The sequence below is a fragment of the Marinobacter sp. genome (assembly GCF_048259445.1).
Classification (GTDB): domain Bacteria; phylum Pseudomonadota; class Gammaproteobacteria; order Pseudomonadales; family Oleiphilaceae; genus Marinobacter.
Genome location: NZ_JBLXHQ010000003.1, coordinates 194,379 through 217,281 on the forward strand (window position 1 = coordinate 194,379; position 22,903 = coordinate 217,281).

Here is a 22,903-nt window from a genome sequence, read left to right on the forward strand (position 1 = left end):
GCGCACTTACTGACGGGCAGGCTCCAGTCGGGCCAGTTTGAATGACAGAGCTGCTTGCACAAACTCGCTGAAAATCCGCCGGTGCCCGCTGTGATAAAGCAGGTACTCGGGATGCCACTGCAGCCCCATAAGCCATTGGCCGCGCGTGCTTTCTATGGCCTGGACGAAAAGATCATTGTCTACGGCAGTTACCCGCAGATTTTTTCCCAGCCGCTTTATGGCCTGGCTGTGTATCCGGTTGGCGCCAATTACCGGGGCTCGCATAAGCCGGCCCAGCCGGCTGGTTGTTACAAGCCGTACGGTCTGTATAGGCAGCAAAAGTGGCCTGTGGCGGGTGTTCACCCTGAGGGGCGTTACGTTCTGGCACAGTGAGCCACCGTGAAATATGTTGATAAACTGAGCACCCCTGCAAATACCCAGCACCGGAATGCCTACAGACTCAGCTTGTTTCAGCAAGCGATAATCGGTTGTATCCCGGGCCTGGTCATAATGAGCACTCACCTGGGGTTCTTGCCCGTAACGACCCGGGTGAACGTGGGTGCCACCTGATAGCACCAGGCCGTCCAGCATCGAAACGTCTACCCGGGTGCCGGGCCGAATGTAATAGGGGCGCACGCCCTGCAATCTGAGGCCAAAGCTGATCAGCCGCTGCGCAACGCGCTTGCGGGCGGGGCCGCTGATGCCAATTGTCAGGCCTGGCAGGTTGTCTTCTGTCGGGCTCTGTTCAGACATAGCCTTTACTTTGCAGCCACTTTGCTGAAGTTTCCTGCCAACTGTTCGTCAGGTTGTGCAGGCTGATTTTCCGGCTTTCCCGAAACAAAGCCCTGAGCTCGGCCAGATCGTCTGCGTTATTGGCGATTTGCTCGACAACGACCCAGTCGTTCCACACATTGGAGAAGTTCCACTCCGGATTGTCGATATCGCAGTCCGGTAACCGGTAGTGAAGTGTGGGTCTGCTTTTAATGCGTGGGTCTTTGACGTACTGATCGAGAAGGGGTTTGTCCAAATGGGCAAACAAAGGCAAAAGGTCCAGAGCACGGTTGCGCGTAGGGTTGGATTTCAGGTAATCGACCATCATCTGGTGTTGGTCTGGGGCATAATCCTCAGTCATCAGAAGGTCTGTATAGCGGCTGCTCCAGGGTTCGATGTAGGGCGTGAACTTTCTGCTGATATCCAGCTGATGGTGAGCTTTGAGCCAGTCATAAAGCACGGCAAAGGCCTGGAAATAGCGAACCAGTGTTGCCGGTTTCAGGTCTGGCAGTTCCGGGTTCAGCTGTAAACCGAATGCAAAATAGATAGCCTCCCGGCTACCCAGTGCGCCGGCTTCGCGCAGCTCCTTGACCAGGACTTCCATCTGCTGCATTTCGGAAAACGGCAAAGGCGGGCTCACAATCTCGAGCGGAACAATGCGCTCCGCTGCCGCATCGATAACCTCCATGGCTTGCCCGCCAAGTTCACGCAGTACCTCTGGAACCCTGTCATCCGTGAGATCGAATTCTTTCACCTGTTCCGAATCAAGTTCAATAACGAAATCACCCAGCGGTGTCTGAAGCTTGCTCACGTAGCGGGATTCCAGGGTCGGGGTTCCACCGAGAAGATCCGCAACAATGCTGACAAGTTGCTCGTATCCGAGCCCGGAAAGTTCAATTTCGACACCGACACGGCGTTCATTTCCATCGGTTGTTTTCAGTATGTCTGGCATTTTGCAGGAGTTAGCTTTGCTCATAGGACTCACTGATAGGACTCGCTTACGGGAATTTACGATCTTTTTACCATATCACACTCGTTTAGCGGCGTCGGTTAAGGGGTTGCAAGAAAATAGTTCAGCTGGCTTTACACTGGATAAAACACTGTATATAGTCAAAACACTGTATAAACAGACAGGATTGCTGGCGAACCGTCTCAGCCAGCAGATATCAGGCCCAGCATGTATGAGCCCTGCATGCAGCAAGCGGAGCAGCGCAACAATGAAGCTGACAGCAAGACAGACTCAGGTACTGGAAATCATTCGCCGATCCGTGGATGAAACCGGTTACCCGCCCACTCGCGCAGAGATAGCTGCAGAGCTTGGATTCCGCTCGGCTAATGCCGCTGAGGAACATTTGCGAGCATTGGCACGAAAGGGCGCTATTGAAATGGTGCCGGGTGCAAGCCGGGGTATCCGTCTGCCAGAAGTCGCTGAAGATCCGGGGCTACCGGTTATTGGTCAGGTAGCGGCAGGCAGTCCGATTCTGGCCCAGGAACATATTGAAGATCATTGCACGTTGAAGCCGGAGTTTTTCTCGCCTTCGGCTGATTACCTCCTGCGGGTCAGGGGAATGAGTATGAAGGACATCGGGATTCTGGACGGCGATCTTCTGGCAGTTCACAGCACTCAGGATGTACACAACGGGCAGATTGTTGTGGCCAGAGTAGGTGAAGAAGTCACTGTAAAGCGCTTTCGGAAAGAGGGCTCGAAGGTCTATCTGATTGCCGAAAATGAAGAGTTTGCGCCGATAGAAGTCGATCTTACGGAGCAGGAGCTATTCATTGAAGGGCTGGGTGTAGGTGTTATCCGGCGCTCTGATCTGCACTGATCGGGCTGGTATAAATCACAGACGCATTGAAAAACGGGTGAATTATGGAACAGCTAAGCTTTAATCAGAACATGGCGTGGCAGCAGGGTATCTTACCTTGCCCAGTGCCGGAGTATACCGCCCGGAAGCAGCGCACAGTCATTCGAGCCCGGCATAAACCGGATATCAAGGATTCCACTCCTGCGGGCAACGTTACGGAAATCATTTTGCCAGAAGGGCAGGTGGAGAACTTTCAGCTTCTACTTCCGATGCTGACTCAGCTTAACCAGGAAAAACGCTGGTTGGCCTGGATCGATCCGCCCCAGGCGCTGGTAAGCAAGTGGCAGAAAATGCACGGTATTGTTGCTGGAGAGCTTTTGGTTCTGCGCTCTACCGCAGAGTACCCGGCGCGTCAGCTTGCGGAGAGAGCCCTGAGCGCAGGTACATGCCATGCGGTTGTGATGTGGACCCGCAAACTGGGGAAGACAGCCTTTGACTCTTTGCAGAAAGCTGCGGCGGAAGGCAACAGCCACGGTGTCGTACTGAGGCAGCGGTAAGCCTCGTCTTTAATGCAGGGTATATGCGGGCTGGGCGTCTGAAATGTCCAGCTCGTCGTCTTCCCAGTCGATGTCGTGAGTGACATTTCCAGCAACTTCTATTCCCGCAGCAATCATCGCTTTGGCAACAGACATATCCCGATCTTGCATCATCTCGCGAGCTTCATCTGAAAACGAAATTCTGACCAGTGGCTCACTGTCGTCGTCGATGCGTCGCAGGGCGTAGTCGCCGTTGCTTAATTGTACAATTTCGAAAAACGATGGTGACATTTCATTAACCTTTATCGTTGTGAGAACCGGAAGCAACAGTGATTGCTGCGGTGGTTGCCGCAGTGATCGAGGGTAATTACCACTCGCCGTGTTGTTCTTCCAGGTTGTCGGTAAACTGTTTTATGGCGTTCATAGTCTTCAGGAGCGCTTGGGCGGAGCGGTCTGGCCCGGCCACGGCAGATACGGCAATGATATTTTCTGCATTAACCGTTTTACGCGCTGCGGGTGGCCTGCTCTGAGCGGTTTCCAGCTGGTCAAGATAGTTCCACCAACTACCCGTCTCCTGCTCAAGAGCTCTTAATTGGCCAACTTCAGTGGCCTGCTCACCGATCACACTTGCCAGCTCCGCCAAAGATGAAGGCTCCTCCGACCGCTTCTGGTAGAGCCTGGTAATCATGACAAGTAGCAGTCGTCTTGCCCTCAGCAGGAGCTCGATAGAACCCTGGATAACCGCCTCATGCTGTAATTTTTGCACAGGAGTATGAACCGCGTTGCCGTTACCGGAAGACTGCTCCGGTATTTCAAGAAGCGTTCTTGCAAGAAACAGTTTTTGAGAAACCAGCGAATACCATTGAGATGCCATTGATAGAGTCTGCCATGCATTTTGCGAACGTTTCGTGCGCTCTCCGCCGCGGAGATTTCTGTGCCCGGAACACCCGCGAATAAAACAGCTGACCATTGTAGCATTTCAGCGCGCAGATTTCTTTAACCCTTCGTTCCAGACCGCAGGTGACAATAAAACACAAACATTCACTTGAAACGGTCGTTTGAATTTGGCAAAAAGCACCCCTGATTTTGGGTTCTCGATCGTCTGGAGGAGTTAAGAATGCGAAGCCAAGTGGTCGCATGTATTGCAGTGCTTTCGTTCGGGTTTTCCGGGCAGGCGGTATCAGGAGTATCGTTAGCCGAAGCGGAACGACTTAAGCAGGATCTGACGCCGGTTGGTGCCGAGCGTCGAGCCAATGTGTCCGGCAGTATTCCCGAGTGGACCGGGGGGCTTACGGAAGCACCTGCTGCCTGGCGTGAAGGCCAGGTTGAGGTAGATCCATTTCCTCAGGATGAGACGCTGTTCGTAATCACATCGAACAACATGCATCTATACAAGGATAAACTCTCTGACGGCTCGCTCCGGATGCTCAGCCAGTATGGTCCGGATTTTTTCATGCCTGTTTACCAGACTCGCCGTACCGCCGCGTTTCCGGATCATGTGTATGAAAAGTCCTATGAAAACGCACTGAGCGCTGAAGTACTGGATAACGGAAATGGTGTTCGTAATACCATCATGACCAGTCCGTTTCCGATTCCCAAAAACGGGCTCGAAGTTATATGGAATCATATCTTGCGTTACCGTGGTGAAGAGGTGTCGTTCCGCAGCGGTTCAGCCACGCCTCAGGTGGACGGTTCCTTTAACCCGGTCGTAAATCAATACGATTACTATTTTGCCTACAGCAAGAAAAATACGGAACTTGCTGATATCGATAACAAAATTTTCTACCTCAAGACCGATACGATCTCGCCTTCAACGTTGGCGGGTACCATCACACTGGTTCACGAAACACTGGATCAGGTCCGCTCGCCGCGTTTGGCCTGGCGTTATGATTCGGGCTCCAGGCGCCTGAGACGCTCTCCGAATCTGGCCTACGAGACAGATTTGCCGAATTCGTCGTCTCTGCGTTCTGTTGACCAGAAAGATATGTATAACGGTGCTCCCAACCAGTATGACTGGGTTTTGAAAGGCAAGCGTGAGCTCTTTGTTCCCTACAACGCTTACAAGTTACACGATGAGGCCGTCCGCCCGGATGATGTTATTCGTGCCGGCCATATTAATCAGGAACTCACGCGCTATGAACTGCATCGTGTGTGGGTGGTTGAGGCAAAACGTCGTACCGGAATCAAGCACATTTACGACCGCCGTGTTTTCTATGTCGATGAGGACAGTTGGCAAATACTCATGTCGGAAGAATATGACGAGGCCGGCGACCTGTGGAGGGTTTCTGAAGCCCACAACATAAGCTATTACCAAGAGCCGGTGTTCTGGACTACCATGGAGATGACTTACGACCTCAAGGCGAAGCGTTATTACATTGATGGCCTGGATAACAGTTATCCGGCCTACGATTACAACCCCGGATTTCGCGGCAGTGAGTTTACTGCCTCCTCTGCGCGAAGGGCTGCTCGCCGCTGATTGAAGTTTAACGGTGTGGGGCGCTGGCAATCGCTTGCGTCTCCTCCGGGTCGTTCGTTCTTCACCTCTTTATGCAAGGAGAAAACGTCATGGCCGACTCTCAAGATACTTTCCATTCTGAAGCCCAGCCCTGTCTGGCGAATTTTGATCAGCTGATGACCAATCTGGGCAACGCTCTGGCCGATCAGGACTGGGACGCTCTCGTTAGCCTCAATGCCGGTGTAAAGGCCGCCATAGAGCCGATGATGGCCGCGCTTGAGGCCGGGCTGGTTGAACCGGAGCCGGTCCGGACGCGGATTGAAGAGTTGCGTCAGTTTCTGGACGCAGCTGGCGAAGGTGCCGCCCGGGCCAAAGCTGAAGCGGAACAGGCTTTGAAAGGCGTGAATCGAAACCGCAGTGCGGCCAAGGCTTACCAGAATATTTCAACGCCCCGATCTAAATAGCGTCATAAAATTGACTCTTCTGGCTTTACCGTCTTAAATACCGCACAAATCCCCAAAGAGATTCTTGTGAATGTCCAAAAATAACAAGGTTCTGGTGCTGAGTGAGGATGAATCGAGGCTTCACGACATGGCGACGATTCTGGAATTCATCGGCGAAGAGCAGGTGATTGCGGGTGATGAAGCCCGGGCACTCCTCGAATCTGGAGATGAAGGGAATCTGGCGGACATTTCCGTTGCCATCGTAAACGGCGCTGATTCAGGAATCGAAAAGACGATTGAATCCGTGTGCAGAGCCGTCCAGGGTGTTCCGTTGCTGTTGGTAGGCGATCCCGAACTGAACGGCCTGGCAGAGTCGGATTCGGCCCGCATAATCGCCCGCATGGAATGGCCACTGCATTACACAAAGTTTGTAGATTCACTATATCGCGCCCAGATTTATGCTGATCAGTTCCGGCGTTCAAAGGAGCGGGGACAGCAACGTGGTCTGCAGTTGTTTCGCAGCCTGGTCGGCACCAGTCGCAAAGTTCAGCAAGTTCGCCAACTTATGGAACAGGTTGCTGATAAAGATGTGAGTGTGCTGGTCACCGGGCCGTCTGGCACGGGTAAAGAAGTAGTTGCACGAAATCTTCATTATCATTCCTCACGCCGTGACAAGCCGTTCGTTCCCGTAAACTGCGGTGCCATTCCAGCGGAGCTGCTTGAGAGCGAGCTTTTCGGTCATGAGAAGGGCGCCTTCACTGGCGCAATTACCGCGCGAGTCGGACGTTTTGAAATGGCGGAGGGGGGCACTCTGTTCCTGGATGAGATCGGCGATATGCCGCTTAGCATGCAGGTAAAAATACTTCGCGTGCTGCAAGAGCGGACATTTGAGCGAGTAGGCAGCAACCGGACGATTTCTGCGGATGTGCGTGTTATCGCAGCGACTCACAAGCACCTCGAGGACATGATTGAATCGGGTGATTTTCGGGAAGATCTCTATTACCGGTTGAACGTCTTTCCTATTGAGGTGCCGTCATTGCGAGACAGGGTGGAAGATATTCCATTGCTGATCAATGAGCTGATTTCCCGCATGGAGAAGGAAAAACGTGGCTCCTTGCGGATGAATTCGGCGGCGATCATGAGCCTGTGCCGGCATGACTGGCCGGGTAATGTTCGTGAGTTGGCGAACCTGGTTGAGCGGCTGGCGATTATGCATCCTTACTCGGTAATCGGGGTTCAGGAGTTACCAAAGAAGTTCAGGTACGTGGACGATTTCGATGAGAATCGACCGGTTGAGGATTCGGGGATGCCTTCTGGTATTCCCGGCCTTGTGGGGCTGGATGCTCCGGCTCTGTTGCCTGTGAATGGTATTGATCTGAAGGATTATCTGTCGAACCTCGAGCGGCAGTTGATTCAGCAGGCTTTGGACGAGGCCGGGGGTGTGGTTGCACGGGCGGCGGAGAAACTGCGGATTCGGCGGACTACTCTGGTGGAGAAGGTTCGGAAGTATGGGCTTCGGGAGGAGGAGTCTGAGGAATCCTGATCGGCCAGACTTTGGCGCGGGTGCGACCGCGGTGGTGCGGGACTGGGCAGGTCTTTTTAAAAAGTGCCGCACAACTCGCTTCGCTCAGACACGCGGTCCTTTTTAAAAAGACCTCCCCAATCCCGCCTGAACAATGTTCCTTGTTTCCGCGGTATTTATTTTTCCCATTTTTTTGAGTGACAATAAGACGTCAAGGGTTTGTAGCCTTTGGCGTTTTTCTCGTTCCGGGCGACGTAAAACTGTCGTTTAGCTTTCTATTGATTTTTTTACCTATTGATATTAATAGAAAAATCCTAGTTGGCACGGAGCTGGCTTAGTGACTTGAAAACGAATCATCCGAAGGGTGTGGTCCGGTGCAACGGGCTAATCGGGAGTCAGGTTATGAGTCAGGCACAGTTTGTCATTCCATCAGCGGAGCATGAGGCGCAGGCCAATGCGGCGGCGGATGCCAACGATAAGGTCAGGGCGTTGTTTCCGCAGCAGGATGATGAGGCGGTGGGTTCTGCGCTGGAAATGTTCAACCAGATGTCCAGGCAGATTACCGATTCCTATCGCACGCTGGAGTCGCGGGTTAATCAGTTGTCCGGTGAGCTGAGCCAGGAGTCTTTGCAGCGTCAGCAGGAGTTGGAGGAGAAGGAGCAGCTGGCTGATCGGCTCTCTACTCTTTTGAAAGCTCTGCCGGCGGGTGTGGTGGTTCTGGACAGTCAGGGTGTGGTGTCGCAGAGCAATCCTGCGGCGATCGCGTTGTTGGGTGAACCGCTGGACGGTGAACGCTGGGTGGATGTGATTCGCCGCTGTTTCTCTCCACGTCGGGATGATGGTCATGAGGTGTCGCTGAAGGATGGGCGGCGTGTGAGTATCGAGATTCGCACCATGGATAGCCAGCCTGGGCAATTGATTCTGCTTACCGACCTGACGGAAACCCGTCACCTGCAATCGCAGCTAGCTCATGCCCAGCGACTTTCGGCCATGGGCAAGATGGTGGCTTCTCTTGCGCACCAGATTCGTACGCCTTTGTCTGCAGCCATTCTTTATGGCGGGCATTTGACCCAGGATGATCTGGATGAAGAGATGCGTCAGCGCTGTGCTTCTCGCCTGATGTCCCGGTTGAAGCACCTTGAGCAGCAGGTACGGGATATGCTGATTTTTGCCCGGGGCGAGACCCGTCTGGCGGAGGAGCTGTCTGCAGCAACGCTGGTTTCTGCCCTGGAATCTGCGCTGGAAGGGATTAAGCCCGCTGGCGGTTCGGATGTGATTTTGAGAGGCGATCTGCCTGAGGATTGCCGCCTGTTATGTAACCGGGATGCGCTGGTCGGAGCCTGTACCAATCTTGTGAACAACAGTCTTGAAGCAGGCGCTACAGCTGTTGCCGTTCAGGTTGTATCAGAAGCAGGTGAGCTGCTGGTTCGGGTTATGGATAACGGCCCGGGGTTTGGCAAGGCGGAAGCAAGCCGGCTGGCTGAGGCTTTTTACACCACTAAATCCCACGGTACCGGGCTTGGCCTGGCGGTCGTGCAGGCGGTTGTTAAGGCCCACCAGGGTAAGTTTTCTATTGAGTCGCCAGAGCAGGGTGGCGCCGTCGCAACTCTGCGTCTGCCGCTGTTGCATAATAAAGTCTGATCGGAGGCAACCATGGCCAAGGCACAGATTCTGATTGTTGAAGATGATCGTGACCTGCGCGAGGCGCTGGTAACTACCCTTGAACTTGCGAAGTTTCGCGTGCGCGAGGCTTCGAACGCCCATGAGGCGCTTGCGCGGCTTGCAGAAGCTCCGGTCGATATGGTGGTCAGCGATGTCAACATGCCCGGGCTTTCCGGCCATGAGTTGCTGGGCGAGGTGCAGCGCCTGTATCCGGGTTTGCCGATGATGCTGATCACAGCGTACGGGCAGATCAGTCATGCTGTCTCTGCCATGCAGTCCGGTGCGGTGGATTATCTGGTTAAACCGTTCGAGCCGAAGGTGCTGGTTGATGCAGTGTCTAAGATAGTGGGGGGTAGTCGTCAGAAATCCGGCGATGAGCCCGTGGCTGAAGACCCGGCCAGTAAACGTATTTTCCAGCTTGCCGCCAAAGTGGCTGGCAGTGATTCTACCGTGATGATCTCCGGGGAAAGTGGCACAGGCAAAGAGGTTCTGGCACGGTATATTCACCAGCAGTCGCCCCGGGCAGATCAGCCGTTTGTTGCCATTAACTGTGCAGCCATTCCCGAGAATATGCTGGAGGCGATTCTGTTCGGCCATGAGAAAGGCGCCTTCACCGGCGCCGTTGCATCCGCGCCGGGGAAGTTCGAGCAGGCTAACGGTGGAACGATTCTTCTGGACGAAGTTTCAGAAATGGATCCGGCACTGCAATCCAAGTTGCTCCGTGTTTTGCAGGAACGGGAAGTTGAACGGGTAGGTGGTCGCAAAACCATCGCGCTGGATGTTCGTGTGATTGCCACCACTAACCGGGATCTGGCAGATTTCGTGCGGGAAGGGCGGTTCCGGGAAGATCTCTACTACCGGCTCAGCGTATTTCCAATGCACTGGCAGCCGCTGCGAGAGCGCCCGCTGGATATCCTGCCGATGGCAACGTCACTGCTCAAAAAGCACTGTCGCAAAATGAAGCTGACGGGCATCAGCTTTGCTGCCGATGCCCGCACTGCGCTGATGCAACACCCCTGGCCCGGTAACGTGCGTGAGTTGGATAATGCCATCCAGCGGTCATTGGTTCTGCATCAGGGCAATGTGATTCACGCCGACGATCTGTGCCTTGATATTGGCACCAGCGGACGTTTCGACGGTCTTGCTGAGGCGCCTGTAGCATCGCCTCGTATTTCTGAGCCTGTTAACGAAGCGAATTCGAAACCCTCTGAGCAAGTTGCGGTGTGTGCAGCGGACTTCCCCGGCCCGGTATCGATCGAAGCTGGATCGCTCGGTGATGATCTACGCCAGCAGGAGTTCCGTATAATCATTCAGACACTCAGAAGTGAGCGCGGGCGTCGCAACAGAGCCGCAGAGCAATTGGGCATAAGCCCTAGGACCCTGAGATATAAACTGGCTCAGATGCGTGAAGCCGGCATCGATCTGGATGCGGAGTTGGCAATCGCGTGAGTATTTTTTCATTTCTTTTTCGTTGTTGTAGTCCTTTATTGTAGTCCTTTATTGTAGTACCCCTTCATTGCGGCATCCTTTACGGGTGCCTTTTTTTGTCCTGTAGCACGATGGGCATCCCTGTCTCTGTCAAAACCTCGTCGATAGTAATTTTTTCTGTATCGGAATTTACCTTAACTGTCTGTTAATAATAATAAAAATAAATGTGGCCTGACCATTGCTTGGCCTTAACTATTATAGTCAGACCAGCAATCCTGCCCCTGCAGGGGCGGTGTCAGGAGAAAGTTATGGTTCAGCGTGCCGACATCAACAGCGTTCTGTCCGATATCCGTTCACTGCGTTCGCAAATGAATCAGAACCAGCGAGTTGAACAGGATCAGTCGGTGCGCGGCCGCATTGACGGCCCGCGCCAGGTTGATCAGACCCGGGAGACGTCGAATTTTGGCGATATGCTCGGTAAGGCCGTCAACAGTGTTAACGAAGTTCAGCAACACGCCGGCGATCTGAGGACGGCATATGATATGGGCGATCCAAATGTAGACATCACCCGGGTGATGATCGCAGCCCAGAAGTCTTCTGTGTCTTTTGAAGCTTTGACTCAGGTGCGTAACCGAGTGGTCCGGGCCTATGAAGACATTATGAACATGCCGATCTGATAACGGAGCACAGACATGGCCAACGTTCCCGCAGAAACTGCCTCAAATATGCCAGCCGCACAGGGTGGCGGTGGCTCCGACAGCAACAGCGATCTGTTTCTGGGATTTAACCGGTTAAACCTTCTGCGCCAGGTTGGCCTGATGGTTGGCCTCGCCGCCAGCGTTGCCCTGGGTGTTGCGGTAGTGCTCTGGGCTCAGGAACCCAATTACCAGCCCGTAGTGGGAGACTTGTCGGCGTATAACCCCCAGGACGTGACAACCATCCTCGACAGTAACGGCATCGATTACAAAATGGATACGCGTTCAGGCGCTTTATTAGTGCCTTCCGATCAGGTCTACAATGCGCGACTCAAGCTGGCTGCTGAAGGCGTAACAGACCAGAAAACAATGGGCTACGAGCTTCTGGACAAGGACCGTGGCCTGGGTACATCCCAGTTCATGGAAACCGTAAGCTATCGCCGTGGTCTCGAGGGCGAACTGGCTCGAACCATCAGCAGCATGCGTGGTGTTCGTGGTGCCCGAGTGCACCTGGCCATTCCTGAGCGCTCCGTATTTGTGCGGGATGCCCGTGATCCGACGGCCTCGGTTTTTCTTGAGGTCTTTGCCGGCAGGCGCCCCGAGCAGGAGCAGATTGCAGCGATTGTGAATCTGGTTGCCGGCAGTATTCCGATGATGAACAAGGATCACGTAACGGTTGTTGATCAGAACGGGAACCTGCTGACCGGCAAAGAAAACCGGGGTGATGGCGAGCGTATGCAGGATCAGTACGATTACACCTCGCGCCTGGAAGAGGGGCTGACCCGCCGCGTTTCCTCTTTGATCGCTCCTATTGTGGGCGAAGGCCGGTACCGGGCAGAAGTGTCTGCAGATCTGGATTTCTCGTCTGTGGAACAGGCCGAGGAGTTGTTCAATCCTGATCAGCAGGCGATTCGCAGTGAGCGTGATCTGTCGGAGCAGCGGGTTGCCGGTTTCAATGGCGGCATTCCCGGAGCCTTGTCCAATCAACCTCCCGCTAACGCTACAGTGCCCGAGCAGGCAGCAGCGGGCGATGCGGAAGGTGGAGCGCAGGCACCGCCAGTCAACGTGCGCACCGAGTCTACCCGCAACTATGAGATGGACCGCACAGTCAGTTATACCCGGCAGGAGTTAGGGCGTGTGAGACGGGTTACCGTTGCGCTTGCGGTCGATGATATGAAAGTGGTGAATGCGGAAACCGGTGCTGTAACCTATGAACCCTGGCCTGAGCAGGAGTTACAGCGCTTGAGTATGCTGGTGCGCGATGCCGTAGGCTATTCCGCTGCCCGCGGTGACAGCGTAACCGTAATGAACACAGCGTTTGCCCCGGAAGAGGCGTTCGAGTTTGAAACACTCGGATTCTGGGAGCAGCCCTGGTTCTGGGATCTCATGAAGCAGGTATTGGCCGGGCTGGTTATTCTGGTGCTTGTGCTTGGCTTGCTGCGTCCTACGCTGAAAAGCCTCTCCGGCGGCGGGCGTCGTGAGCGCGACGATGAAGCTGGCTCCGGTGGTTATGGCGGGTATGACGATGCTGGCGGCAACGATGCTCTGCGCCAGGCCATGTCGTCTCAGGACGACCTGCTTTTGCCGGGCGCTACAGACAGTTATGATAGGCAATTGAATGCTCTTAAAGGTTTGATTGCCGAAGACCCGGCGAGGGTTTCACAGGTGATGCGCCAGTGGGTGAATGTTGATGACTGAACAATCCAGACCGTCGGGCGGTGATGCGCCCCAAAAACCGCAGAGGAAGATTCCGCGGGTGGAGCAGGCCGCGATCCTGCTGATGTCTCTGGGCGAGGCGGATGCCGCCGAAGTGCTCAAGCATATGGGCCCGAAAGAAGTGCAGCGTGTGGGCGTTGCCATGGCCCAGATGAAAGACATCAGCAAAGATGACGTATCATATGTACTGAATCAGTTCGTGGACGCCGTGGGCGGTCAGACCGGGCTGGGCGTTGGCAATGATGACTATATCCGCGCCATGCTCACTCAGGCTCTGGGTGACGACAAGGCTGCCAGCCTGATCGACCGCATACTTATTGGTGGTAATACCACCGGGCTGGATACGCTCAAATGGATGGAGCCGCGAGCAGTTGGCGACATAATCCGCTACGAACACCCGCAGATTCAGGCCATTGTTATCTCCTACCTTGATCCCGATCAGGCAGCTGAAATTCTGGCAACGCTGGATGAGAAGGTGCGCCTCGATGTCATGATGCGGGTTGCCTCGCTGGAAAGCATTCAGCCCCAGGCTCTGCAGGAACTGAACGACATTCTGGAGAAGCAGTTCTCCGGAGGAGCCTCGGCCCAGACCAGTCGGATAGGCGGTGTGAGGCGTGCTGCGGACATCATGAACTTTATGGACCGCAGCATCGAAGGCACTCTGCTGGATTCGATCAAGGACATGGATCCTGATCTGGCCACCACTATCGAAGACCTTATGTTCGTATTTGATAACCTCAAGGATATTGATGACAGGGGGATTCAGGCATTGCTGCGTGAGGTTTCTTCGGAAGTGCTGGTGGTCGCCCTGAAGGGTGCCGATGATGCAGTTCAGGAAAAGATTTTCAAGAACATGTCCAAGCGCGCTGCCGAGTTGCTGCAGGATGACCTGGAGGCCAAAGGCCCGGTGAAGGTCAGTGACGTGGAATCTGCCCAGAAAGACATTATTACCATCGCCCGTCGCATGGCTGAAGCGGGAGAAATCACGCTCGGTGGTGCCGGTGAAGAAATGATGTGATGAAAGACTCCTCCAAAGATTCTTCCAGAGACACCAGCCGTATTCCCAAGGAGCAGTTGACTGCCTATGAGCGCTGGGAACTGCCGCTGCTGGATGCCAGTGGCAATGAGGTCGCGCGCGAAGAGGAGCGGGATGTCAAACCTCTGACGGCGGGCGACCTTGCCGATATTCGTCAGGCTGCCCGGGAAGATGGCTTCAATGAAGGCCGGGAACAGGGCCTGAAAGAAGGCCGTACTGAAGGTTACGAAACGGGCCATAAGGAAGGGCTTGAAGCCGGGCTGACCGAGGGCAGGGAGCGTGGAGAGAAGGAAGGCTACGATGAAACCCGGGCAGAAGTAAGCGCAGGCCTGGACCGGCTTGAGCCGATGCTCGGGGAGCTGTTGTTGCCAATCCGTCAGCATCAGGACGAACTTGAAACCTCGCTGCTCAATCTTACGATGGTGCTTGCCCGGGCCGTTGTTTACCGTGAGCTGACAATTGATTCCTCACAGATCCGCCAGGTGGTGCGACGGGCGGTGGAGGCTCTGCCGTCAACGGCAGAGAACGTCCGCATTCATGTTCATCCGGATGACTACAGCACAGTTCGTGAGGTGGCGGAACGCTTTGAGGCAGCTGCTTCCGTGGCAGAGGATGCCAGCATTTTGCCTGGTGGTTGCCGGGTTGAAACCCGCAACAGTCTTGTCGACTTTACGGTTGAAAAGCGTTTTCAGCGCGCCGTTCAGAGTATGCTGGAGCAGCAGACAGATGGCCGTGAAAACGGTGAGCCTGAAGAGCTGAACGCCATTATGGATGACCTGACGGACTTCCAGACGGATGTATTAAGCACACCTGATAAGACCCCGAAAGAAGATCCTGGCGAAAATACCGACAAAGATCCCGACGAAGACAATCCCACCGAAGGCGAGCGTGATGACATCTTCCCTGGCTGACCGCCTGGATCGATACAAGGCGTATATGCAGGCGGATCCTGAGCCAGAGTTGTCCGGGCGCCTGACCAGAATGGTAGGGCTGACGCTGGAATGCGTTGGATGCCCCATGGTGGTGGGTGATCGCTGTGTGATCAAAGGCCAGGGTACCGGCACTGTTGAAGCTGAAGTTGTGGGCTTTGAGGATGACAAGGTTTACCTCATGCCCCTTACCGCTATCGAAGGTCTCAAGCCGGGCGCCCGGGTGGTTCCTTTATCTGCTGCAAGCCGTGTTCCTGTTGGCCCGCTTATGCTGGGCCGGGTGGTAGATGGCAGTGGCGAACCTCTTGATGGAAAAGGCCCGCTTCAGGCCGAAGCCAGAGTTCCGCTTACCGGTGAGATTATCAACCCGCTCAACCGTGCTCCGGTGAGACAGTCCATGGATGTGGGTATCCGTGCTATTAATGCCTTGCTGACGGTTGGCCAGGGACAGCGTCTCGGTCTTTTTGCCGGCAGTGGCGTTGGCAAGAGTATGTTGCTGGGCATGATGACCCGGTTCACGGACGCCGATGTGATTGTGGTAGGACTGATTGGTGAACGGGGCCGGGAGGTCAAAGAATTTATAGAAGACATTCTGGGCGAGGAGGGGTTGGCCAGAGCCGTGGTAGTTGCCGCGCCGGCGGATGATTCTCCGCTGATGCGTTTGCGAGCGGCCATGCTTACTACCCGGATTGCCGAGTATTACCGGGATAAGGGCAAGCGTGTTCTTCTGCTCATGGATTCGCTTACCCGATACGCCCAGGCCCAGCGTGAAATTGCGCTGGCGGTTGGTGAGCCACCGGCCACCAAAGGTTACCCACCTTCCGTATTTGCCAAGCTTCCGCAGCTGGTGGAGCGCACCGGCAATGGTTTGCCCGGCGGTGGCTCGATTACAGCGTTCTATACCGTGCTCACCGAAGGTGATGATCAGCAGGACCCGATTGCGGACGCTGCCAGGGCGATCCTTGATGGTCATATTGTGCTTTCACGCAGACTTGCAGAAGAAGGACATTACCCGGCTATCGACGTTGAAGCCTCTATCAGCCGGGTTATGCCACAGGTAACTGAAACCGAGCACTTTGCCCGATCCCAGCGTTTCAAGCAGGTCTACTCGCGCTACCAGCAGGCCCGGGATCTGATCAGCGTAGGCGCCTATGTGAAGGGCTCCGACCCGGAAACTGACTTTGCCATTACTCATATCGGGAATATGCGCCAGTTCCTGCAGCAGGGGCTGAACGAGCGTGCCTCGTTGGCCGAAAGCATCGATGGGCTGCTGGCGGTGGTTCCCGAGCGTCGCTCGCCGGAGCGTCGCAAGTCTGCAGTGCCAGATCCCTCCGCGGTCAGTACCAGTAGGGGTGCCGGTTGATGTTGCGTTCTCAACGTCTGGCCGTGGTGCTTACGCTCGAGGAGCGCAAGGAGCAGGCGGCACTGGAACAGATGGGTAAAGCCCGCGAACTGATGGAGCAGCATAAGAGTCAGGTAGAAAACCTCAATGGCTATCAGCAGGAATATCGGGATCAGATTCGCAACAGCCAGCACGGCGTGGTGCAGGTCAGTCGTTTACAAGCCTGGCAGGCGTTTATAGCCCAGCTTGACCAGGTTATCCTGCAGCAAAAAAAACAGCTGGACCAGGCTGAAGCCGTTTTCGAGGCCCGCCGGCGGGAGTGGCAACAAGCCTGGGAACGTCGGCGAGGCATGGAAAAATACATTGAAACCTGTCGGAAACAAGAGCAGGTTGCACAGGACGTGCAAGAGCAGAAGCTGTCTGATGAAGCCGCAGGCCGGGCTTTTGCGAGGCGTCGCCGCTGAACTTGTGCTGAATCAATCGCGATCCCATGCAAATTGAGTGCGCTGAGCTATCCTTGTAAGAAAACAGGCCGCTTTAAACAGGGTGGCTGAATGTTTCAGTGAATACCACCGGAGGTTTTGCGGATGCCCATCCATACCCGCCGCAGTCACGACGGTCAGGCCCTGATTATCAGAATCGAAGGGCGCTTCGATTTCAGTACCCATCAAGCCTTTCGCGATGCTTACGAGCATGGCGGAACGGATGTCCGCAACTACGTCGTGGATTTGTCCGAAGCAACCTATCTCGACAGCTCAGCCCTGGGCATGCTCCTTCTATTGAGGGACTATGCCGGAGGCGATAATGCCAGTATTGCTATTGAAAATTGCAATAACGATGTCCGCAAGATTCTTACCATTTCGAACTTTGAGCAATTGTTCACCATACGGTGACTGCTCAGGCCGCCGGAACCTTTCATGGATGAGCCTGCTGTAGAGAGTGGCCTGCTGAAAATCCTCATTGCCGATGATAGCGACAGCGATCGGCTGATACTGAAAACATTGCTACGACGCCTTGGCCACCTTGTGCTGGATGCCGCGAATGGTGAGGAAGCTGTTGCGCTTTTTCGCTCGGGCGCGCCGGATATCGTTCTTCTGGACGCGTTGATGCCCGCAATGGACGGCATGGAGGCAGCCAGAGAAATCAAACGGCTTGCCGGCGAGCGCATGGTGCCGTTGATTTTCATTACCTCCCTCTCGGACGCGGAAGATCTGGCGCGATGTCTCGAGGCGGGCGGCGACGGCTTTCTCAGCAAACCCTATAACCGGGTAATGATCAAAGCCAAGATCAGCGCGTTTAACCGGATGCGCCTGATGCACCAGGCTTTGTCGGATCAGAGAGATCTGATGCATGAGCGCAACCGGCAACTGCTTGAAGAGCAACATGTGGCGCGGCGGGTCTTTGATAACGTCGCACATACCGGCTGTCTGGATGCGCCCAACATTCGCTATCACGTGTCTCCTTTTTCGGTTTTCAGTGGTGATGTGCTCTTCGCTTCACCCCGCCCGGCCGGCGGAATGCTTGTTTTTACTGGTGATTTTACCGGCCATGGGTTGCCAGCGGCTATTGGCGCCATGCCCGTTGCAGAGACCTTTTACGGCATGGCAAGCAAGGGCTTTGATGGCTCTGACATCCTCCGTGAAATCAATCAGAAGCTCGTGCGCATTCTGCCGAAAGATATGTTCTGCTGCGGTACGATGGTTGAGGCGGACTTTGCACTCAATCAACTTAAGGTCTGGAACGGTGGTCTGCCCGATGGATGGCTGGTGCGCGCCTCCGAAGAGCGGTTCAGTTTGCCATCCCGCCACCTGCCGTTGGGTATCCTTAACGCTGACCAGTTCAACGCTGACATGGAAATCATCAGAACCCTGCCCGGAGATCGGCTGATACTGATGACCGATGGCGTGCTCGAGTGCAACAACGAAGAAGGTCAGCTCTTCGGTGAGAGGGGGGTTCGGCTCGCAGTCGAGAGTGCCGCGTCCGGGCAGCACCCGTTTGATGCTCTTATGAGCGGAATACAGCGTTTCACCGGGCGCCAGAAATTTGGTGACGACCTCACGCTTTGTTGCCTGGAAATGGTTGATCAGGAGGGGCTTTCTGCGTTGCCTGAGGGGGTTGCGCCTTCTACGCTCGCCGGGCCGGCCGAGTGGAAATGCGTGTATGAAATCCGGGAGCGCACATTGGGGGAGTTCAGCCCCTTGCCACTGCTGTTGCATATCTGCATGGAGGTGCCCGGGCTACGGCGAAAAAGCGGAGAAATTTATACCCTGCTCTCAGAGCTGTACAATAACGCTCTTGAACATGGTGTACTTGAGCTGCCTTCTGAGTGGAAATACACGCCGGAGGGATTTGGCCGGTATTATTCTGAGCGCACCGCACGCCTGAACAGGGTGAGTGGCCACTACATCAGATTCAGTTTTCACCATGAGCCCAGGCCGTGGGGTGGGCGTCTGAGGATTGTGTGCGAGGATAGCGGTCAAGGGTTTGACTTTGAGAATCATCCGGTTCTGCAATCCACGGAGATGGAGCAGAGCGGGCCCCGGTATGCGGGGCGCGGATTGATTCTGCTAAAGCGGTTGGCAGAATCCATCAAGTTCCAGGAACACGGGAGCCGGGTGGATATTATTTATGATTGGTACCTTTAATCGGCATTTACACAGGAACAAGGGAGTTGGTCATGGTTGATAAACCACACCTTGATGAAGAAGCTTTGGCAGAGCTTCGAGACGTGATGGAAGATGAATTCGAGATGCTGATCCAGACCTATCTTGGCGATTCGAAAGAGCGAATTGACAGCTTGAAGGGAGCTGTGATGGCTGGGGACTCAGACGCCTTTATCAAGACCGCCCACAGTTTCAAGGGCAGCTGCATCAATATCGGAGCTCCGCGCCTTGGGGAACTTTGCCGGAAAGCGGAAAAAGTCGGGCAGAACGAGAGCCTGGCCGAAGCGCCACCCGTCCTTGAAGAAATTGACGAAGAATTTCAACGGGTTACTGAGGCTTTTGGTGCTCTGATGGAGCGCGGAACAGGATAGGCGTGTTGAGCAACAGCAGAGGTTGGTCGGGGAAAGAGTGCGGCTGGCATTGCTTTTGCAGCTGTTTGGGAAACAGCCTGAAATCAGCTCTGAAACAGACTGAACAGCGCGACTTCCGATCAAAAGCGGCAAGAGGTTGCCATGACACAGATGGTTCTTCCCCAGACTCCAGCGCCCGGGATCCAGAAAGATGCCGGCGCACCGAAGCCCGGTTCCGCTCGAGATAACGGCGCCGATGAAAGCCGGTATGAATCCGTCTCCCGTGCGGAGCAGAAACGTCTCGACAGCCGGCAAGCTGACGCCAGAAGCTCTGAAAAAGAAGAAGGCTCGCAATCGGCAACTCAAGCCGAGCCGGCCAGCAAAACCGATGAAACGGAAAAGTCCGGTAAGACGGTTTTAGCCGGTGAAGACACATCGGCTGAAAAAACAGAGGCTGTAAAGATCGCAGAGCCAGCCTCTGAAATGGAAGCCCTCATGGCTCCTCTTACCTTTGCGGAACTACAGGCGCTGTTATTGCCCGCTACCGGGCAGGCTGGGGTGGCTGGCGTTGCCGCAAGCCCTGCCGTAGAAAGCCCGGCAATCATCCAGGGGACTGAACTTTTTGCCGGGCTTGCCGGGGGTAAACCCGGGCAGCCTGGTCAGGTTGTGAATGCCGGCAGTGGCGGCAATGGTGGGCTGATGGCCGGGCTACAAATGACCGAAGCCCTTATGCCGGCCGCCGGAAAAAATACCAGAGTTGCTGACCCCTCCGGCCTGTTGACAGGTACTCGCCTTGAAGCCGCCATGGAGCTGGTTTCTCAGCAAAGCACCCACAGTTCCGCTGGCAAACTTGCTGCAGACGCTCAGGTGCCTCTGAGGAGCTACGCGACATCCGTTGATGTACCGGTGAACCATGCAGAGTGGGGCGACAAGCTGATGGGGAAACTCAGCTGGCTGACAGCCAAAAACCTGTCAATGGCCGAGATTCATCTTACCCCGCCTGATATGGGGCCTATGGAAGTGCGGGTTCGCGTTCAAAATGATCAGGCCAATATTACTGTTCATGCGGCCAATCCTGTGGTGCGGGATCAACTTGAACTGCATTCGCACCGGCTGCGTGACATGCTGGGTGAACAAGGTCTTTCACTGGCTCAGTTCGACGTCTCTGATAACTCACAGAACCAGCGCGGAGAGCAGGGCGCGGGTGACGGAGAAGGTTCGTCCTCTGGTTCGGGCACTGAGCTCGCGGCTGCAGAAGGAAGTGACATGGACACTCAGGGAGGCAGTCTTGATCTGAGCTGGAACGGCGCCGTTGACATTTTTGCCTGATCAGCCGCGCTATCCTGCTCAGCAATCCTCGCTAATCTGCTTTGCCCATCCCTTCATGCAACGCTAAACTGCGGTTCTTAGCGGGAGGGTTGGGTCTTTGGCCCGCTCTTTGCAGTCAATCGGTAACAGTCATGGAAAAGTATTTCCACTGACAAATTTCTGGCGAAAAACACTATGGCAGAAAATAGCGCACCCGAGGCTACACCAGCCAAGAAAGGTAAACTCAAGCTGATCATCCTCATTGTAGTGGGGTTGATACTGGCAATTGCCCTGTCGGTTGCGGGAACCTTGTGGTTTCTTGGTGACGGATTGCCCGGGATGGGCGACGACACAGAAACCGTGGAAGATGTGGCGGTAGAAACCTTCCTGCCAACCGTATATCTGGATATCGAAAAAGCCCTGGTGACAACGGTACAAGGTGAAGGCCGTCAGCGCTATGCACAGGCTTACGTGGCTCTGGCAGCAACAGACCCGCAGGCGCTGACCGCAGCCAAACTGCATATGCCCCTGATTCGAAGCCAGTTGGTTATGGTGCTCGGTAGCAGCGGTTTTACTGAATTGCAGACGCCCGAGGGACGGCAAGGCCTCGCGGAAAACATGCTGGCAACGGTTAACCAGGTGCTGGAGCAGGAAGGCGAGCCCGGCGTCAACCAGGTGTTGTTCAGGAATTTTGTAGTTCAATAGAGAATGCGATTACGGGTGCAACAGAGCCCTGATTCGGGCAAGGCTTTTCAGCGGCAGGACAAAGTATGCAGGATTTACTGTCACAGGACGAAATTGATGCGCTCCTCCACGGCGTGGATGACGGTGACATTGATACTTATGAAGAAGCTGACGAAACCGGTGTAAAAAACTACGATCTCGCCAGCCAGGATCGCATCGTCCGTGGCAGGATGCCGACGCTGGAGATGATTAACGAGCGCTTCGCGCGGTATACCCGGATCAGCCTGTTCAATCTTCTGCGCCGCAATGCGGATGTCTCCACCGGTGGCGTCCAGATCATGAAATTCGGCGAGTACATTCACACTCTCTATGTTCCTACCAGTCTGAATCTCTGCAAGGTTCGCCCGTTGCGGGGGACGTCGCTGTTTGTTCTGGATGCCAAGCTGGTGTTCAAACTGGTAGACAACTTTTTCGGGGGTGAAGGGCGGCATGCCAAAATCGAGGGCCGGGAGTTCACTCCCACGGAAAATCGCATTGTTCAGATGGTGCTTAACCAGGTCTTCAAGGACATGCAGGAAGCCTGGCAAGCAGTCATCAATGTGGATTTTGATTACCTCAGTTCTGAGGTAAATCCGGCCATGGCGAACATTGTCAGCCCCAGCGAAGTGGTGGTGGTCAGCACCTTCCACATCGAATTGGATGGCGGTGGTGGTGAGTTGCATTTTGCCTTGCCCTATTCAATGATCGAGCCAATCCGGGATGTCCTTGATTCTGGCGTACAAAGTGATGTTGACGATGTAGACGAGCGTTGGGTCAATGCGTTGCAGGAGGACATCAAGGAAGTGGACGTTCCTGTCAACACGACCGTTTGTCGTCGCAGGATTTCCCTGAGGGAGATCGCCAAACTGAAAGCCGGCGACATCATTCCCGTAGAGGTGCCTGAATATCTGACAGTAACGGCCAATGGTATTCCCATATACAAGGCCACCATGGGAACCCGGGACGGAAAACTGGCGCTTAGAATTCATGAGCGGGCGACACGGCCCAAGTTAAAAAAACAACCGAAGGTAGGACGCAATGGCTGACGACAACAAAGACGGTCAGGAGCTGAGCGAGGACGAAAAGCTGGCAGCCGAATGGGAGGCAGCCATGGAAGAGACCGGTGAAGAAGGGGCAGAGGAATCCCGGGATGACGAGTGGGCGGAAGCCATGGAAGAGGCCGGAGAGAAAGGCGCCGGTGCTAAAAGCAGTGTGCGCGCCGCCCCTATGGAAGAGTTTGACGAGGGTTCCACGTCGAATCAGGGCAGTGGACCGCCACCGGACCTTGATGTCATTCTGGACATTCCGGTCAGTATTTCCATGGAGGTGGGCAATACCCAGATTCCCATTCGTAATCTTCTGCAGTTGAACCAGGGCTCGGTTATCGAGCTGGATCGGCTGGCGGGCGAGCCACTGGATGTTCTGGTCAACGGCACGCTTATCGCTCATGGCGAGGTTGTTATGGTTAATGAAAAGTTCGGTATCCGCCTGACCGACGTCATCAGCCCGGGCGAACGCATCAAACGGCTGCAGAAATAGA

General features: G+C 54.9%; 24 protein-coding genes. 20 read left to right on the top strand and 4 right to left on the bottom strand.

The window, feature by feature from the left end; genetic code table 11:
- Positions 1 to 6 precede the first annotated feature (6 nt).
- Both ACN0RL_RS03620 and ACN0RL_RS03625 read right to left on the bottom strand, forming a co-directional pair.
- Positions 7 to 732, bottom strand: coding sequence for a gamma-glutamyl-gamma-aminobutyrate hydrolase family protein (locus tag ACN0RL_RS03620; RefSeq protein WP_417513784.1), 726 nt, complete (start codon positions 730 to 732; stop codon positions 7 to 9).
- Complete coding sequence (locus ACN0RL_RS03625) at positions 725 to 1,726, bottom strand: amidoligase family protein (protein WP_417513786.1); 1,002 nt, start codon at positions 1,724 to 1,726, stop codon at positions 725 to 727. Before ACN0RL_RS03625 ends, ACN0RL_RS03620 begins: the two co-directional genes overlap by 8 nt.
- 241 nt (positions 1,727 to 1,967) lie before the next feature.
- On the opposite strand from ACN0RL_RS03625, the gene lexA reads away from it, so the two are divergent.
- Complete coding sequence (gene lexA / locus ACN0RL_RS03630; RefSeq protein WP_417513788.1) at positions 1,968 to 2,576, top strand: transcriptional repressor LexA; 609 nt, start codon at positions 1,968 to 1,970, stop codon at positions 2,574 to 2,576.
- Between the two features lie 44 nt (positions 2,577 to 2,620).
- The gene (locus tag ACN0RL_RS03635) at positions 2,621 to 3,112 is read left to right on the top strand and encodes a cell division inhibitor SulA (protein ID WP_417513790.1); all 492 of its coding nucleotides are present in this window, start codon (positions 2,621 to 2,623) and stop codon (positions 3,110 to 3,112) included.
- 9 nt (positions 3,113 to 3,121) lie between these two features.
- On the opposite strand, the gene ACN0RL_RS03640 is transcribed toward ACN0RL_RS03635, so the two are convergent.
- Both ACN0RL_RS03640 and ACN0RL_RS03645 read right to left on the bottom strand, forming a co-directional pair.
- On the bottom strand, positions 3,122 to 3,382 hold the full coding sequence (locus ACN0RL_RS03640; protein ID WP_417513792.1) for a hypothetical protein: 261 nt from the start codon (positions 3,380 to 3,382) through the stop codon (positions 3,122 to 3,124).
- A gap of 76 nt (positions 3,383 to 3,458) precedes the next feature.
- The gene (locus tag ACN0RL_RS03645) at positions 3,459 to 3,965 is read right to left on the bottom strand and encodes a DUF6586 family protein (protein ID WP_417513794.1); all 507 of its coding nucleotides are present in this window, start codon (positions 3,963 to 3,965) and stop codon (positions 3,459 to 3,461) included.
- A 243-nt stretch (positions 3,966 to 4,208) separates the two neighbouring features.
- Between ACN0RL_RS03645 and ACN0RL_RS03650 the strand changes: the two genes are divergently transcribed.
- The 18 genes from ACN0RL_RS03650 to fliN all read left to right on the top strand — a co-directional run bounded on the left by ACN0RL_RS03650 (position 4,209) and on the right by fliN (position 22,902).
- Positions 4,209 to 5,567, top strand: a complete 1,359-nt coding sequence (locus tag ACN0RL_RS03650; protein ID WP_417513796.1) for a DUF1329 domain-containing protein — start codon at positions 4,209 to 4,211, stop codon at positions 5,565 to 5,567.
- An 89-nt stretch (positions 5,568 to 5,656) separates the two neighbouring features.
- A complete protein-coding gene (locus ACN0RL_RS03655; protein WP_417513798.1) occupies positions 5,657 to 6,010 on the top strand; it encodes an SOS cell division inhibitor in 354 nt (117 codons plus the stop codon).
- A 70-nt stretch (positions 6,011 to 6,080) separates the two neighbouring features.
- Positions 6,081 to 7,532: a sigma-54 dependent transcriptional regulator gene (locus tag ACN0RL_RS03660; protein WP_417513800.1), complete on the top strand. Its 1,452-nt coding sequence runs from the start codon at positions 6,081 to 6,083 to the stop codon at positions 7,530 to 7,532.
- Between the two features lie 381 nt (positions 7,533 to 7,913).
- The gene (locus ACN0RL_RS03665) at positions 7,914 to 9,152 is read left to right on the top strand and encodes a sensor histidine kinase (protein ID WP_417513802.1); all 1,239 of its coding nucleotides are present in this window, start codon (positions 7,914 to 7,916) and stop codon (positions 9,150 to 9,152) included.
- 12 nt (positions 9,153 to 9,164) lie between these two features.
- A complete protein-coding gene (locus tag ACN0RL_RS03670) occupies positions 9,165 to 10,622 on the top strand; it encodes a sigma-54-dependent transcriptional regulator (protein ID WP_417513804.1) in 1,458 nt (485 codons plus the stop codon).
- 287 nt (positions 10,623 to 10,909) lie between these two features.
- A complete protein-coding gene (gene fliE, locus ACN0RL_RS03675) occupies positions 10,910 to 11,278 on the top strand; it encodes a flagellar hook-basal body complex protein FliE (RefSeq protein ID WP_417513806.1) in 369 nt (122 codons plus the stop codon).
- 15 nt (positions 11,279 to 11,293) lie between these two features.
- The gene (fliF, locus tag ACN0RL_RS03680) at positions 11,294 to 12,994 is read left to right on the top strand and encodes a flagellar basal-body MS-ring/collar protein FliF (protein ID WP_417513808.1); all 1,701 of its coding nucleotides are present in this window, start codon (positions 11,294 to 11,296) and stop codon (positions 12,992 to 12,994) included.
- Positions 12,987 to 14,030, top strand: a complete 1,044-nt coding sequence (gene fliG / locus ACN0RL_RS03685; RefSeq protein WP_417513810.1) for a flagellar motor switch protein FliG — start codon at positions 12,987 to 12,989, stop codon at positions 14,028 to 14,030. Before fliF ends, fliG begins: the two co-directional genes overlap by 8 nt.
- Positions 14,030 to 14,959 (top strand): flagellar assembly protein FliH, encoded by a 930-nt coding sequence (locus ACN0RL_RS03690; RefSeq protein WP_417513812.1) that lies wholly within the window; start codon positions 14,030 to 14,032, stop codon positions 14,957 to 14,959. The genes fliG and ACN0RL_RS03690 overlap by 1 nt, the downstream gene beginning before the upstream one ends.
- Positions 14,940 to 16,340, top strand: a complete 1,401-nt coding sequence (gene fliI / locus ACN0RL_RS03695; RefSeq protein WP_417513814.1) for a flagellar protein export ATPase FliI — start codon at positions 14,940 to 14,942, stop codon at positions 16,338 to 16,340. Before ACN0RL_RS03690 ends, fliI begins: the two co-directional genes overlap by 20 nt.
- The gene (gene fliJ / locus ACN0RL_RS03700) at positions 16,340 to 16,783 is read left to right on the top strand and encodes a flagellar export protein FliJ (RefSeq protein ID WP_417513816.1); all 444 of its coding nucleotides are present in this window, start codon (positions 16,340 to 16,342) and stop codon (positions 16,781 to 16,783) included. Before fliI ends, fliJ begins: the two co-directional genes overlap by 1 nt.
- Positions 16,784 to 16,906: 123 nt before the next feature.
- Positions 16,907 to 17,212 carry an STAS domain-containing protein gene (locus tag ACN0RL_RS03705; protein WP_417513818.1) on the top strand — a complete coding sequence of 102 codons (306 nt, stop codon included), beginning with the start codon at positions 16,907 to 16,909 and terminating at the stop codon, positions 17,210 to 17,212.
- A gap of 24 nt (positions 17,213 to 17,236) precedes the next feature.
- On the top strand, positions 17,237 to 18,964 hold the full coding sequence (locus ACN0RL_RS03710; RefSeq protein ID WP_417513820.1) for an ATP-binding SpoIIE family protein phosphatase: 1,728 nt from the start codon (positions 17,237 to 17,239) through the stop codon (positions 18,962 to 18,964).
- Positions 18,965 to 18,996: 32 nt separating this feature from the next.
- A complete protein-coding gene (locus ACN0RL_RS03715) occupies positions 18,997 to 19,353 on the top strand; it encodes an Hpt domain-containing protein (protein WP_417513822.1) in 357 nt (118 codons plus the stop codon).
- Between the two features lie 141 nt (positions 19,354 to 19,494).
- Positions 19,495 to 20,661, top strand: a complete 1,167-nt coding sequence (locus ACN0RL_RS03720) for a flagellar hook-length control protein FliK (protein WP_417513824.1) — start codon at positions 19,495 to 19,497, stop codon at positions 20,659 to 20,661.
- Between the two features lie 174 nt (positions 20,662 to 20,835).
- Positions 20,836 to 21,345 carry a flagellar basal body-associated FliL family protein gene (locus ACN0RL_RS03725; protein ID WP_417513826.1) on the top strand — a complete coding sequence of 170 codons (510 nt, stop codon included), beginning with the start codon at positions 20,836 to 20,838 and terminating at the stop codon, positions 21,343 to 21,345.
- 65 nt (positions 21,346 to 21,410) lie between these two features.
- On the top strand, positions 21,411 to 22,409 hold the full coding sequence (gene fliM, locus ACN0RL_RS03730; RefSeq protein ID WP_417513828.1) for a flagellar motor switch protein FliM: 999 nt from the start codon (positions 21,411 to 21,413) through the stop codon (positions 22,407 to 22,409).
- On the top strand, positions 22,402 to 22,902 hold the full coding sequence (fliN, locus tag ACN0RL_RS03735; protein WP_417513830.1) for a flagellar motor switch protein FliN: 501 nt from the start codon (positions 22,402 to 22,404) through the stop codon (positions 22,900 to 22,902). The genes fliM and fliN overlap by 8 nt, the downstream gene beginning before the upstream one ends.
- The last annotated feature ends 1 nt before the right edge of the window (position 22,903 follow it).